The organism is Staphylococcus sp. HMSC34G04 (assembly GCF_001838765.1).
In the GTDB taxonomy this organism is placed as follows: domain Bacteria; phylum Bacillota; class Bacilli; order Staphylococcales; family Staphylococcaceae; genus Staphylococcus; species Staphylococcus epidermidis.
The window spans coordinates 16,884-32,053 of sequence record NZ_KV838710.1 but is presented as its reverse complement, the minus strand read 5'-3'; the positions used below and the strand labels follow the sequence as shown (position 1 = coordinate 32,053).

Annotated in this window: 11 protein-coding genes and 1 pseudogene; 5 read left to right on the top strand and 7 right to left on the bottom strand. The window is 33.0% G+C overall.

Annotation, left to right across the window (positions count from 1 at the left end):
• Positions 1-34: 34 nt before the first annotated feature.
• The 3 genes and pseudogenes from cntM to cntK all read right to left on the bottom strand — a co-directional run bounded on the left by cntM (position 35) and on the right by cntK (position 2,970).
• Positions 35-1,327, bottom strand: coding sequence for a staphylopine biosynthesis dehydrogenase (gene cntM, locus HMPREF3241_RS02860; RefSeq protein ID WP_002446852.1), 1,293 nt, complete (start codon positions 1,325-1,327; stop codon positions 35-37).
• Positions 1,320-2,135: a staphylopine biosynthesis enzyme CntL gene (gene cntL, locus HMPREF3241_RS02855; RefSeq protein WP_002446851.1), complete on the bottom strand. Its 816-nt coding sequence runs from the start codon at positions 2,133-2,135 to the stop codon at positions 1,320-1,322. The genes cntM and cntL overlap by 8 nt, the downstream gene beginning before the upstream one ends.
• A pseudogene (gene cntK / locus HMPREF3241_RS02850) lies at positions 2,132-2,970 on the bottom strand (histidine racemase CntK). Before cntK ends, cntL begins: the two are co-directional and overlap by 4 nt.
• Before the next feature lie 576 nt (positions 2,971-3,546).
• Between cntK and HMPREF3241_RS02845 the strand changes: the two are divergent.
• The 5 genes from HMPREF3241_RS02845 to HMPREF3241_RS02825 all read left to right on the top strand — a co-directional run bounded on the left by HMPREF3241_RS02845 (position 3,547) and on the right by HMPREF3241_RS02825 (position 8,594).
• Complete coding sequence (locus HMPREF3241_RS02845; RefSeq protein WP_002446847.1) at positions 3,547-4,119, top strand: DUF5067 domain-containing protein; 573 nt, start codon at positions 3,547-3,549, stop codon at positions 4,117-4,119.
• Between the two features lie 44 nt (positions 4,120-4,163).
• The gene (locus tag HMPREF3241_RS02840) at positions 4,164-5,648 is read left to right on the top strand and encodes a DUF6583 family protein (protein ID WP_002446846.1); all 1,485 of its coding nucleotides are present in this window, start codon (positions 4,164-4,166) and stop codon (positions 5,646-5,648) included.
• 158 nt (positions 5,649-5,806) lie between these two features.
• Positions 5,807-6,973, top strand: coding sequence for an ABC transporter permease (locus HMPREF3241_RS02835; RefSeq protein WP_002446845.1), 1,167 nt, complete (start codon positions 5,807-5,809; stop codon positions 6,971-6,973).
• Positions 6,970-7,890, top strand: coding sequence for an ABC transporter permease (locus tag HMPREF3241_RS12675; RefSeq protein ID WP_002446844.1), 921 nt, complete (start codon positions 6,970-6,972; stop codon positions 7,888-7,890). The genes HMPREF3241_RS02835 and HMPREF3241_RS12675 overlap by 4 nt, the downstream gene beginning before the upstream one ends.
• A gap of 14 nt (positions 7,891-7,904) precedes the next feature.
• Positions 7,905-8,594: an ABC transporter ATP-binding protein gene (locus tag HMPREF3241_RS02825; protein WP_002487502.1), complete on the top strand. Its 690-nt coding sequence runs from the start codon at positions 7,905-7,907 to the stop codon at positions 8,592-8,594.
• Positions 8,595-8,721: 127 nt separating this feature from the next.
• On the opposite strand, the gene HMPREF3241_RS02820 is transcribed toward HMPREF3241_RS02825, so the two are convergent.
• The 4 genes from HMPREF3241_RS02820 to HMPREF3241_RS02805 form a co-directional block, all read right to left on the bottom strand.
• Positions 8,722-9,495, bottom strand: a complete 774-nt coding sequence (locus HMPREF3241_RS02820; RefSeq protein WP_002446842.1) for an acetoin reductase — start codon at positions 9,493-9,495, stop codon at positions 8,722-8,724.
• Between the two features lie 168 nt (positions 9,496-9,663).
• Complete coding sequence (locus HMPREF3241_RS02815; protein WP_002446841.1) at positions 9,664-11,040, bottom strand: MFS transporter; 1,377 nt, start codon at positions 11,038-11,040, stop codon at positions 9,664-9,666.
• A gap of 28 nt (positions 11,041-11,068) precedes the next feature.
• Positions 11,069-14,086, bottom strand: a complete 3,018-nt coding sequence (locus HMPREF3241_RS02810; RefSeq protein ID WP_002446840.1) for an NADH-dependent flavin oxidoreductase — start codon at positions 14,084-14,086, stop codon at positions 11,069-11,071.
• 82 nt (positions 14,087-14,168) lie between these two features.
• The gene (locus HMPREF3241_RS02805; RefSeq protein WP_002491285.1) at positions 14,169-15,074 is read right to left on the bottom strand and encodes an FAD:protein FMN transferase; all 906 of its coding nucleotides are present in this window, start codon (positions 15,072-15,074) and stop codon (positions 14,169-14,171) included.
• Between the last annotated feature and the right edge of the window lie 96 nt (positions 15,075-15,170).

Sequence of the window (15,170 nt, the reverse complement as noted above, 5' to 3'; positions counted from 1 at the left end):
TTCGAAAATATGTAAACTTATATCATTACGTTTTTTATTTATAAAAAGTTAAGTAGTTCGTCACTAACGCTAAATCCTGTTTAAAATGATGTAATTCGAATTGCCTTGATAGTTGTTGATGTAAATGTGTGTCACAGTATTGTTTAACAGTATTTTCATAACGTAATAACAATGTGTCAATCATCGGTGTTGCAACGTTTAATGCTCTTCCAATCGCTTGAATTATCAAAGTACGATAATAATCTTCACTCGGCATGCGTGGTATATGTATGACTCCTTGTTCATCAGTATCAACATGTTTGTATGGTACGGCAGAAAAATCAAAATATGCACCTTGATCGTCCGGATTAGAAAACGGATCGATTAAAATTGCTGTATATCGCACATAAAGTAGATACTCTTGATGAATAGCTGGTAAATTTTCAAAGTTTTCAATATCTACTTCACGCATGGTCTCATAACGTATAGGGTAGTTTTCTTTCACCATAAACTTTAGAAGATTGACCGAAGGTACCTTTAATTGTTTTAATATCATCATCATTTCTTGCCACATTAATCGCATTTCGTGTATTAAGGTCATTGTGATTGGCCCCTCTGGAAATAGCTTATATACATATACTGGTAATTTCGTCCCTTCAAATACCGCCTTTAATGAAAATTGATTCATAAACAATGGTGGGTGTACATAAAGTGAACTATTATGTATCTCCGCATGTAGTGGTGTGTCCATCGTTGTTAATTCTATATTCAAATAGTCAAATAAAGACTTAAGCTTACACAACGTCATAGACTGAGATTGAGTCGAACCTACGAATAATTTTGATTTAACTCGTGTGGTTAGGACACAATGTGGTTGCGCTTTATCAAAGACTCGGGTATCGCCTAGATAAGTGGAAAATGAAATCACTTCACCTTCACAATGAACATCTGATAGTAATTGTTTAACAAGCATATGTGATCCTAATGTTGGTGAGACCAAAATGATTTGTTTAATACGCTTTAGTGTAGACTTAGATAATTGCTGTAATATCGGTCGATACGCATCGGCAGTACATGCTAAAATCACCACGTCATAATATTCCGTAATATCTTTAACATCTTTAAAAAAATGTCTAACCGTAAACTTACCTGAAAAACACTGATGTGCATCATTTTGAGTCATTACTGAAAAAAAGCCATCACGTTGATACGCATCAAAGACTCTCTTAGATTTGGTTGATGCATGAACGCGACTCACCATATCAACTATATGTTCTCCATGTAAATAACATAGTCGAGCAAGTTGAATAGCGACCGGTCCACTACCAACCATTAATATTTTAGACATGTTCAACACCAACTTTTGATGCCACTTTACGATAAAGTGCAATATCAAAAATCTGCTTCGGTCGTGTTTGTAGTTCTTCACATCGCCACTGTGTTTCGTCAGTTGCTTGAGATGGATAATTAAACAATGCTTTTATATCATCACCGTATCGCATAACTACAACAACTTCATCATTCGTCAATGTGTAAAGTTCATTCAAAATGTCATATTTGATAGGTATCGTCGAACTGAATATAATATGTGTCACAGATTGGATGTCTTCTAATTGATCAACTGTTTGATTACTAATAATGATATCTTCATTTGGCGCTAGTACATTGACGACACGTTGCCCTAAATCAACTGCTTCCGAATCTATATCTATACCAATAACCGCAGCGCCAGTTTCTTTAGCAACTTGAATCAATGTCATAGGATATGCTCCTGAACCAATCAGTAATAATTTGTCATTTTTTCCAATTTGCCATCTTCCGAATTCTGCATTAATACAATGCTCTATATTTTCGAAATAACCTGACGTGGTCGCCCTACCATTCAACAAACGTTGTGCGCGAATAACTTCTACCTGTTTCACACATTTTGCTGATACCTCTTGAAGCTTCTTGGTTAAGCTCATTTTTGTTTCTAAATCGTTCCATGTTAAATAGTGATGCTCTGCCAAAGGTTGAAGTATCCATTGACTGTATTCATCAATCAAATTTTCTAAATCAACAATGTGCTGACTATCTTCCAAAACGAGTTGATGTAAGTACGTAAATTGTTCTAAATAATATTGTAATTGGTTCTCTATTTTTGTATGATCATTCATATTTGCGTCATTGTCTCCTGTTCTATATATGCTTGTCCTGTTGCGACAGTTGAAACTTGACCCTTAATCGTTGTTTGGTATTCATTTTGTTCAGACTTTCTGGATGAGACAATAATACTGCCTCCGGGTTGATTAACTAGGTAATCTTGAATATCATGATCTGTTAGATAATTAACCAACACACCGATAGAAGCCGCTCCTGAACCACAGCTATTTTCCCAGATTAAGCTCCCTATTTTAGGTATATGTATCAGTGGATATATGAATTGTTTATCTTGTTGAAAAAGCATGACGCCAATCGTTTTAAATTGTTGATGCCATGTTTGCGCACTGACAAAATCTTCCACGCGCTGTTTCATTGCTAAATCTACACCATCACACATCAACACGTAATGAATGTATGTATCGTAGCTAATTTCAAATGCTTTAAACTGTTGGTCCCCTAATTTCACAAATCTTTCCTTAACTTGATGTACTTTTGGCATAGTCACTTCATAATGTTGCGAATGAACTTTGCACTCTACAGGATGAGAACATCCCGAAACTCTTAATTGAAATTGTTGATGCTGTATTAATAAACGTTCTTTTAAATAGTGAATGTAAGACATAGTCGCATTACCACAAAATTCATTTCCACTCATTACCAAGTGATAGTTATCCCCATTTTCATAGTTTACTGATTCAATAAACCCTACTTGTTCACAACACACATGTGTTGTCGCCATCAACTGATGTGCAATCGCGGCGTATTCGCTCGGTTGATGCTTTGAATGAAAAGAATTGTCATATTCCCAGATGGATTATATTTTGAAAATTCGACCACTTGACGTTGCATAAAACACTCCTTTTTATTGTAAATTTTCAAATTAAATTGTTAATAAAAATGATTAATCTCATTAAAATCAATAACTTAAAACAATTGCATAAAACAAATCGTAATTGTTACGATTTGAGAATTATATTAAACGAGGCACATACAGTTGTCAATATAAATGATAATTATTTTCAATTAATAGAATAAAGTGAAATGAATATTCTTATAAATATCTACGATAAAAAGTACAAATGTCTATATTTAAAAACTTGGTTGATACGCTTTAAATGAATTTAAATTCAATTATCATCTGAAGTGTTTTTATTAGAGAATATAAACAGAAAAGTTTAACTAAATTAAATGACACAAAATTATAAAAACAAATATATAAATAATAACAATATTTTAATTATCTTCTTTGTTGGTAATGCTATAGATTTCATAGAATATTTAAATAAAAGTATTACTATTAAGCAATACAAATGATATACTTAATAGCGAAAATATCCATTATATTAATATATTGAAATTATTATTATTAGGATATTTTACGTTTACATATTTATTTTATTTTTTATTTACGGGAGGATATTAATAATGAAAAAAGTATTAGCACTATTATTTGCGTCAACACTCGTTTTAGGGGCATGTGGTGACAAAAATGACGAATCTAAAAATGATTCTTCATCTAATTCTACAGATAGCGTTTCTGTAGACAAAAATGACAATGAAGATAAAACAACAGCGAAATTCAAAAATGATAAATTAACAACAGACAATTTTGATATTGAAATTTTAGAAGCCAAAACTGTCAAAGCATCTAAGTACGATGATGACAAAAAACCAAGTATCGCTATCATCTATGGTGTTAAAAATAAAAAAGACAAAGACCTAACAGCATCTTCAGCATTTATCGAATCATTTGATATTTATCAAAATTCTAAAGATGTTAAGAGAAGTTTAGAAATTGGCGGTGGACATGATACTGATTTAAAGGAAAAATATGAAGAAAATATGGGTAACAAAATTAACAAAGATGGAAAAGTAAAAGGTGTTATGTTCTTTAAATTGAAAGACACTAAAACACCAGTAACACTTGAAGCTAAAGACCCAAATCATAGCTATAACGGAAAAGTGGGTACTAAAGAATTTAAAATTAAAGAAAATTAAAAACATAGATATGGAGATATAGACACATTTTGGGAGGATATTTAATGTCTAAAAAAATTAAAATTATAGTGCCTATCGTACTTGGATTAATCATTCTTTTGGGGATTGCTTGGGGTGTATATGCCTTTGTAACAAATACACCTAAAAACGCATATTTACTGAGCGAAAAAAAGACCGCTAAAAATGTGAAATCTTATGTTGATCATCGTTTTAGTAACGAAAAGAAATTCCAAAAAAAATTAAAAGATAATTCTTATGTTAATACGTATGATTTACATGCTAATGCATCTAAGGAATATCTAAAAGATCTTGGTTTACCTAAAACTATTTTAGATAGTTCTAAAATAACTGGAACTATCGGTCATGATCCAAAATCAAATAAAGGAATCATGAGCGTATCACCTAAAATATTAGATAAAGATATTGGTAAGTTCCAATGGACAGCAAATGATTCAACGCAATTCTTCGAATCACCCTTATTCAAGAAAAAGTACAGCGTCAAAAACTCAGAACTATTAGAAACAGCTGCTCAAATCTTTGATGAAGATCCTTCTGACTATAAAGATGAGGGACTTTCAAATGCAAACTTTGACCTGAATAATAAATTGGGTATTGTTCATTCTCAACAAGAAGATGTTGAAAAACTGTTTAAGCGATATACAGATTTAGTCATCGATCAATTAGAAGATGATGACTTTGAAAAAGGTAAAAAAGAAAAAGTTAAAATTGACGGTGAAACAAAAAATTTAAAACCTATCACTTTAAATATAAGTCGTGATAAAGCTAAAAAAATCACTGTCGCAGCATTAAAAAAAGCTAAAAACGATAAAGAATTACAACGTTTATCAAGCATTAATGAAAAAGAGTATAAAAAAGAAATCGAAGAGCAACTTGAAGATGCTCAAGATAAACAAACTAAAGAATTTCCAAAAATTAAATCAACTATCTACCAACAAAAGCATCAAATACTAAAACGTAACATCACAGTTACTGATAGCGACGGTGAAAAAACGACTATCAAAGGCACGAATGTGATAGATGACAATATCGAAGTCGATTATAAAGTAACTAGTGATGGAAACACACATAACATTAAAGGATCTTCTAAGAAAGACGGAAAGCATTATAAAGATGACTATAAATATAGTGGTGACGTAGACTATGAACGTCTAAATGTTCATTTAAATAATAAAGAGAGCGTAAAAGATTCAAAACGTAAAGATACTGGAACTATTACTATCGATAATGCTATCGATCATTATAAAGTAAATTATGAAGACAATTTAGAAACAGACGCTAAAAATAATCTTCAAAAACAAACATTAAATATTGGATTTAAACTAGACGAAGAGCCTATTAATATTGTTATCAATGCTAATTCAAAACTTAAAGAGCGCATTGATTTTAATACCGATAATGCAACGGACTTTAATTCATTATCTAAGAAAGATAAAGATAAATTATCAGATGAAATTAAGGATAAACAAAAAGACATTGTCAAATCAGTCTTTAAAAAGCTAGATGATTAATTCATAGAATGCTAAGCGATTGAACGACAATGACTTTCACCACCTATAAAAGGTAGGTCATATACTGGTTAATCTCACGGGGTGGGACTCACATTCAATTGAAACTTTACGAATGATAGTCTCACCCCTTTTATCTTGAATTCGCTAGGAGTGGTCACTTGAAATCTTTCAAATTGTTTCATATATACCACTCATTTTTACTTAAAAAGTGGTATCTATTTTTATATTTAATATTGATATTATTGACGCTCATCGTAACTTTAACAACTATCCAGCACATTAATCAAAATGATTCAAAATTTAATATTGGTATCGTTGATAAAGATCATTCTAAAGAAACAAAACTAATTTTAAACACTGTGGGTAAAGGCAACAATCTTGGCAAAAATGCTGCTCTCAAAACTTATAATGAGAATCAAGCGCAACATCTGCTTAAACAGAATCAATTACAAGGATACTTTGTCTTCGACCGTGGTATGACCGATACTTTTTATAAAGATGGTAGCCTTCCTATAACTGTTTATACATATGATGAACAATCAAGTAACAGTGTCGTGGTTAATCAATTAACACGCTCAGTTTATGACCGTTTAATGTTATCAATGGGCGGTGTGCTAAGCTTTAACCAATTAGCTAAAGATCCTTCAAATGAAGACGTAGCAATGACATTGATTGATATGTTATTTACCGGTTTAAATCGTTCAGGTTCATTTAATTTTGAACCCATACATATTTATGACACCAGTAGTTATTATGTAGTCACTGGATTTCTTTTGTCTATCTTTATATTGTGTTTATCACTTTATACAGTACTAAAAATGAATCAAGAAACTGCACTCAAAGAACGCTTGCAAATGTTTCATTTTTCCTTTGAAAAGCTCACGATAGTTCGAGGTATCATTGCATGGTTTTATTCACTCATATGGGCATTTATTGGCTTTATCTGGATTACTCATGCTCTCAATGCCCCATTTGAAAAATACAATTGGCCAACGGTAGCTTTACAACTCACTTATTACGTTACGTTACTCGTCTTATGCTTATTACTTATAGACTTAATTACTCGTTCATGGGTAAACTTTCTACTCAAATTATTACTTAGCTTTGTTATCGTTATTTTTTCTGGGATAATTATCCCTACTATCTTCTTTAAACACATGCTTAATGATGTAATCATTACACAACCATTTAGTTTGGTTACTAATCAAATGTTAGAAATAACACTCAATAACTATATTTTAGACACACATCCAGCATTTTATTTAAGTTTTATTACACTATTGATACTATTCATCATTGTTTTAGTATGGAGGTATCGCCGATGAAACCATACATTCAACTCGTCATTAAGAAACAATGGTTACAATATGTGTTTCTTATTAGCACGATACTAATCGCTTTAGGAACTCTATGGTTAGGACAAAAATTGGCTCAGCAAAATTTTAAAATACCTATCGCCATTCAAGATATGGACCATAGTTCCGCTTCGAAAAAATTAATTAAAGATATAGAGCAAAATCAGTATGTAACAGTAAAACATTTATCTCATGATGATTTTTATATCGATGATTTGGTAAAAAAGAAAGAAGTCATTGCAAGCCTTGAAATACCTAAGGATTTCTCTAAACACCTTAAAGCTAATGATTTAAATAAGACTCTTCCATTATATAGCAGAGATGATTTTATAGGACATATTGCTATGGAAATAATCAGTCGATCATTATACGAACAACAAATCCCTAATATTATTCATGAACATCTTGATGATATGAAACAACCACAATCCTTAGATAAAGTGAAACAATCTTATTATTCTCATACACCTCAATCTAAAATAAAAAGTGTAGCTATCAATAAACATGCTCATCAATCCATTTCAATTGGCATTGTATTTGTTGTCGTCATCTTTGTAAGTGTTATCCAAATCCTATTACATCAACGTCTTAAACAGAACGCACCTCTCGGAAGATTATATTTGGTACCTTATAGTCAACTTAAACTATACTTGACTTATATCAGTGTACATGTGGTCATACTGATGCTCATGCTATTGATGATCAGTCTTTTTATGCATCAACCATTAAGCATTCTTTTCTACTTAAAAACACTAATTATAGTTTTATTTTATGAGGCAGGTATTGCTTTATTACTTTTTAAAATTAATGTCCTTAGTCATCGTATATTTATGGCTATTATTTATACAGTAGCGATAGGTATCATATATTTATGGATTCAATTGTAAAGGAGTTATATTCAATGATAGATATTCAAAATGTTTCAAAAAGCTATAAAAAGAAGCATATTTTCGATTCCCTAGATATGCAATTTCAACCTCATAAAATTACTATTTTATTAGGTGAAAATGGTGCTGGAAAATCTACATTATTGCGTTTAATTGCAGGTATTGAGAATGCAGATGAAGGACGTATTCAATACTTCAATCAATATATATCAAGACGTCGAATACGTCATATTGTAGGCTATGTCCCTCAAGACATCGCATTATTCGAGCATATGACTGTCATGGAAAACATTGAGTTTTTCAAGTCACTTTGTGAAAATCCTATTTCAGATGAAACACTTCATTCTTATTTATCACAATTAAACTTTACTGATACAAAAGTGAAAGTATCTAACCTTTCTGGTGGAAATAAACGTAAAGTCAATATTATGATAGGTCTACTTAGTCGGCCTAAAATACTTATTCTAGATGAGCCAACAGAAGGCATCGATCTAGAATCAAGATATGATATTCACAACTTATTACAACAAATGACCGATCAATGTTTAATCATCATGACGACACATCATTTAGACGAAGTTGAAGCACTAGCAGATGATATTAAAGTTATAGGTCAAAATCCTTTTTATCCTGATATTTTAGAAAATAAAGGTTGGTCTTTTAAAAAATATGCAAATGCCTTAGCTGATAATACGAAATCTTAAGTTGTACTTTTACTCTATCATTTCATCAATATTTAACATCAAAAAGGCTTGCCCTTTCGTCGTATATTTCTCGATTGAAAAGGCAAGCCTTAATAAATTTTATACACATTTATTTACCATGTCTAACTTATCTATACACTAATCCACCATCAGTTAAAATGGATTGACCTGTAATATAATCAGAATCATTTGAAGCTAAGAATGATACTAAGTTCGCAACATCTGATGGCTCTTGATATCTTCCAAGTTTGATTTCTGAAGAAAATGCTTCAAATGCGTCTCCTATTTCTAGACTATCATCAAGTTTCACCATTTCTTCATCAATACGATCCCACATTTCAGTTTTGGCAACTCCTGGGCAATAAGCGTTTACGGTAATGCCTTTGTCTGCTAATTCTTTAGCAGCTGTTTGAGTAAAGGAACGTACTGAGTGTTTTGTTGCTGAGTAAGTGCCGAGTACTTCATAAGATTCATGTCCTGCAATACTACATGCGTTGATGATTTTACCTTTACTTTTTTGTTTAATAAATTGGTTAGCAGCTGCTTGAATTCCAAACAATGTACCAAATACGTTAATATTAAATAACTTAGATAATTCATCTTCATCAATTTCTAAAATTGGCGTCACAGCATCAACACCTGCGTTATTTACCATAACATCTAATTGACCAAATTCTGTAACTGCAAACTGAACTAATTCTTCCTGTTCTTTCTTTTTAGATACATCACTCTTGAATGCGACAGCTTGATAACCTTTTTCTTTGAATTCTTTCTCAGTTTCTAATAGAAGTGCTTCATTAATATCTTGTAGTACTACATTAAACCCATCGTTAGCAAGACGTTCTGCAATACCTTTACCTAATCCACCTGCTGAACCTGTTATAATTGCTGTTTTACTCATATCTATCTTCCTCCTTATTTATCATCTACCCTTTAAACATGGTCGTAGTAATAAGATTGGGAAATGTCAAATGTTGTTAATATATTTGTCGAAAAGTTGTTGTTTTTATTCATTATTAAATGCAACTTCAAATTACTAACACTGCTTTTAACTCCAACAATATACCTTTTAAATATCTACATTCTTTTTAGGAATTAAACAATACGCCGCAATAAATGCGATAAATACTAAACCTGCACCCACGATAAATGCGATAGTAGCTGCTAAATATGCCGGGTGATTTACAGATAATGCCGTATATATTGTTGTCACAACAGCGATTCCAAATGCTGCACCTAGTGTAGAAGTCATTTTTATAATTCCTGATGCAGTACCTGCTTTTTCAGCTGGAACATTAGATACAGCAGTAGATAGCGCGGGAGTAGCAAAAAATCCTAATCCTAGACCTATAAAGATAAAGCCAATACATGCCACAATATAATAAATCATATTAGGCAAAGAAGTGAATGCTAAAAGTATAATACCAGCAGTAATTGATATCGGACCTAACATCAATGGCAATTGCGGTCCCCTTTTTTGCATAAAACGTTCACCAACACGAATCATTAACAAACTACACAGCATATATGGAATCGTAATTAAACCAGCTTGTGCAGCTGTTAGATGCTTATCGTCTTGAACATAAATATTAAATAATGCTAATGAACCAATATCCATGTTCACCATCAAGTTGGCTAATGTTGTTCCGATATAAACATTATTTGAAAATAAACTTAAATCTATAAAAGGTTCATCTTGACGTTTTTCAAATATATAAAATGCAATTAATGTCACAATGAATATAGCAATTAATATCAATATAAGAGGATTTAACCATCCAATTCTATCTCCTTGCGTAATCACTACGTTAATACTTAACATCATGACAACAAAAATAATGATTCCAACGATATCAAATTTTTTATTATATGCAGACTCATCTTTAGATTCTGGTATACCTCTAAGCAATATTAAGGCAATAATTGAGAAGATGATTGACAACACGAAAATCCATCGCCATCCAATAAATGTAGCTATAATTCCAGCAAATAGTGATGCTAACCCTGTTCCACCATAGGATCCGAATGACCAATAACTAAGTACCTTTTGTCTTTCTTCACCTTGGAAGAAAGAATTAATTAACGCGATAGTTGCTGGAAGTAAGCATGCCGCAGATAAACCCTGTAAAACACGCCCTAATAATAATAAAATTGGTGCATGCGAGATGATCAATGCAATAGAGCCAAGTATACTTAATATTAGACCTGCATTTGTGATTTTAACTCGACCTATTTTATCAGATAATCCCCCTGCTACGACTATAAATACACCTGTTAAGAGTGATGTGAGACTGACCGCAATATTAACAATACTCATATCTACATGATAAAAACGTTGAACATGTGGTGCGATATTCAAAAAAGACTGTGCAAATAACCAGTATGTGAGAATCCCTAAGATAATCGCTACAATTAGTTGTTTCCCTTTATTAAACTGTTCGCTCATCGTAAGTGGCCTCCTACTCTTCCATCATTTATTTCGTTACAGCACTTTGACCGGCAATGCGACCAAAAGTAAAAATATCTGCCAGTGCATTTCCGCCTAAACGGTTACCAGCATGAATACCACCGGCAACTTCACCAGCCGCATATAAACCTTCAATGATATGACCTTCAACATCTATAACTTGTGCTTGCGTGTTTATTTTTAAACCACCCATAGTATGATGTATTGCAGGTTTACGTGGTGTCGCGTAGAATGGTGCTTTTTCAATTTTTAAATCAAATGCATTTTTATTGAAATCCTCATCTTGTCCTTGTTCTACGAAGGTATTATATCTTTCAATCGTGTTCACAAAAGTAGTTGTATCAATGTTTAATTTTTGGGCTAATGCTTCTAAGGTATCTGCTTTTACTAAAGTGCCGTCTTCTAATTCTTGATTAATTTTGTCCTCAGTTGTATTCATAGCTAGTGCTTTAATATTTGCATCTGCAATAATATAGAAGATACCGTCTTTTTGTTCTAATGCTGCCTTAGATAATACATCTCTACTTTCAAATTCGTTAACAAAACGTTGTCCTTCCTTATTAACGAAGACAAAGTTTGAAGGTGTTACGATTAATCCAGTAAACAATGCACCTGTCTTCGGATCAGAAATCGGCATCATTTGAGAGAATCCCATACCTACGATGTCAGCACCTGCCTGCACACCTAAACGTATACCATCACCTGTAATTGCAGGAGAATTCGTTGTCTTAATGTCATCAGGAATATTATCCCAATACGTATTATATTGTTGTAGCATTTTTGTATTCGCTCCAAAGCCACCTGTAGCCAACACTACACCATGACGTGTATGAATCTTAACTTTAGCACCATTTGCTTTACGTGCTTCAATACCAACGACTTGATTACCTTCTTTGATTAACTTTTCTGCAGTAGTTTCTGTAAAAATACGACCATGATTACGTTTAACGTAGTCTCCTAAATTTTCAATGTACTCTAAACCTTGTGCTTTCATTGGTTTATGACCACGACGCCATAAAGCACCCACAGGCATATCCACAAACGAACGATCAAAATGAACACCTTTGTCTTTCAACCAATATACTGATTCCAAAACGTTATCTGTGAGTGTTTTAACTAAATCATAATCACCTGAAATTTCGACATTATTACGATCTTTACGTTTACCACCTAAATATGTTTGAATACGATGCAATTCGACAGAATCAAAAAGATATTCATTTTCATTACTGCTATTTTCAAGATAGTCTTTAATTTGACGTTTTAAAGTATTGAAATCTTCAATGTAAGCTTCATCTATATCATTTTCATCATGATTTAATAACTGTAAGAGTGTCTCTTTTTCACCAGCAAGTGCCGGGAATGCATTTTGCCATTTAGGTTCAGCAGCGTTGACTTGACCACCTGTACGGATAGTATTGCCACCTATAGCCGCAAATTTCTCAAGCATGATGACTTCTTTTCCTTCATCTAATACCGTAGCAGCTGCACTGAGTCCAGCACCTCCTGTACCAATCACAACGACGTCAGTCGTCTCTTCAACGACCTCATCAGACCACTGAACGACCGGTTTAGGACGCGCCCGTAAAATATCTGGATCTTCTCCTGCTTGTTCAATTGCATCTGCAATACCTTGCACGATGCCCTCACTTGTTACTGTCGCACCTGAAATGACATCTACATTCAGTGTTTGCCCATTGATAATATCTTGCGGTAAACGTTCAAACACTGGGTTCGCTATACCTTCAGATTCTCCGCTATCATCTACCTCGATACTTACAATCTTATCTTCTGATAATTGAACTTTCATAGGTAGGTTGCCATTATGACCTTTTGCATAGACATGATACGTACCTTTGTTAAATTTAACTTTTTTATTTTGAAGTGCTTTTAATCTTTCATATTTACGATGCTCTTCTTCTTTATCTAAAATCATGAAGTCCATTACTTTCCATAAAGGGGATGGTATGTGAAGTACTTTCTGATCATGTATATCGACAAATTGTTCTACTTCTTCGTTTTGTGAAATTTTATCTGTCCATTGTGGTTCCACTAAATAGGCTTTCCCAACACTTAAAAGATCATATCCTAGTTCAAGGGCATGTTCCGCATCTTGTCGTTGGGCAATACTACCTACACCAATTAATGGGATTTTTGCCAACTGTGCACTTTGCATTTTGAGGTACTTATTAATTAAAGGTTCTGTATCTTCTTGATTCACAATAGATGTACGTTGATAACTGTTTGCTGATATATGGAAGTAATCAGGTTCATATTCTGCTAATGTATTTAGTAAAAACATAGTATCTTCAAAACGTATGCCTGGTTCTTCAATTTCTTCAGGTGAGAATCGATATCCTATAATAAAATGAGAAGCCTCTTTTTCAGCAACCACATGTTGAACCTTTGTTAAAACTTCGATTGGAAATCGCGTACGTTTTTCACGACTGCCTCCCCATGAATCTTGTCTCCGATTAGAATGTGGAGAGAAAAATTGTTGTAATAAGTATGTGTTGGCACCATGAATTTCGACACCATCAAACCCCGCTTCTATAGCGCGACGTGTAGCCTCTCCAAAGTCATCAATCATCTGATTGATTTGAGCATGTGTCATTTCTCTAGGTGGTACTGCATCGGGTCTTAATGCTGCAATGGGGCTTGCAGATATCGGCTGCTCTCCTTCATTAAATTTAGGATTTGCCATTCTTCCGGCATGATAAAGTTGCAAAATCGCTTTTGATCTCTTAGCTTGAATTGCTTCTGCTAAACGTTTGAGTCCAGGTATTTTATCATCATTATCAATACCTATAGCTCCCGGAAATCCTCGTCCGTGATTTTCAACAAAACAACTTTCAACAATGATTGCTGAAGCATCACCAGCTCTAAATTGATAATAATCAATCATTTCTGATGTAACACTTCCATCAAAATACCCAGATTGGATAGTCATAGGCGCCATTAATACTCTATTTTTTAATTCGGCACCACTTTTAAATTTAAAAGTATCGAATATTTCCTTACTCATAGCAAATCCTCCTAGTTATTTGTGAATATTTTCACATTATTGTTTAAAAATAAAATACTCTTCATGAGTATTCTTTAAATTTTTATAAATACTTTTGCATTTTCGAAGTCATTAAAACGCTTCCATCTCTTGTCACAATAATGCCTTCAATACCGTCAATGATATTTAATAATTCAATATTTTTTTGTGATTGACCAAAACTACAAATTGTACTCCATACCTCGCCATCAATCCCATGATCAGATATGATTGTCACGCTAGCGATATCATTATCTACAGGATAACCTGTTGTTGAATCCAATATATGATGAAATAATTGGTTTTCCTGTATGAAGTAACGTTCGTAGATACCTGATGTGACAACTGATTGATGCTCTACGTTTAATGTAACGAGTGGTAGTGCATCCTTATGAAATGGATTACGTACACCTACATGCCATTTTTCTAATGTTTCGGGTTGTCTACCAATTGTTAAAACATTACCACCTAAATCGATAATGGCAGAAGATACACCATGAGATAAAAAGTATTGCTGTAATTGATCAGCAAAATAGCCTTTAACTATAGCTCCTAAATCAATCTCCATTCCTGATTGTGTAAGAAATACTTCATGTGTTTTTGAATTTAGAACAAGATTTTCAGGATTCATACACAATAAAGCACGTTGTATATCCTCTTCTTTAGGTTTCAATGCATCTTTAAAACCAATTTTCCATAATTTGACTAGTGGCCCTATCAAAATGTTCATCTTAAAATTAGAAGATAATGTAGTTTCATAACCATAACGTATCATGTTAAACATCTCAGAACTAACCTTGACTGGTGCGATACCTGCATGCTGATTCACATTCATCAAATCTGATTTCGGATCATTAGCACTAAATTGTGATTCCCAAGCACGAATTTTTATTTCAGCTTCTTGAAGTAATGTATCCGGATGTTGATGCTCAATCGATAAACGTATCACCGTCCCCATTGCTTTAATCATTAGCGTTTTCACCTTTGACTCCCCCTTTCCACCTATCCGACAACGCTAATATGTATATAAAAATTAAAATCTACTTTTAAATAAAAATGATTACTT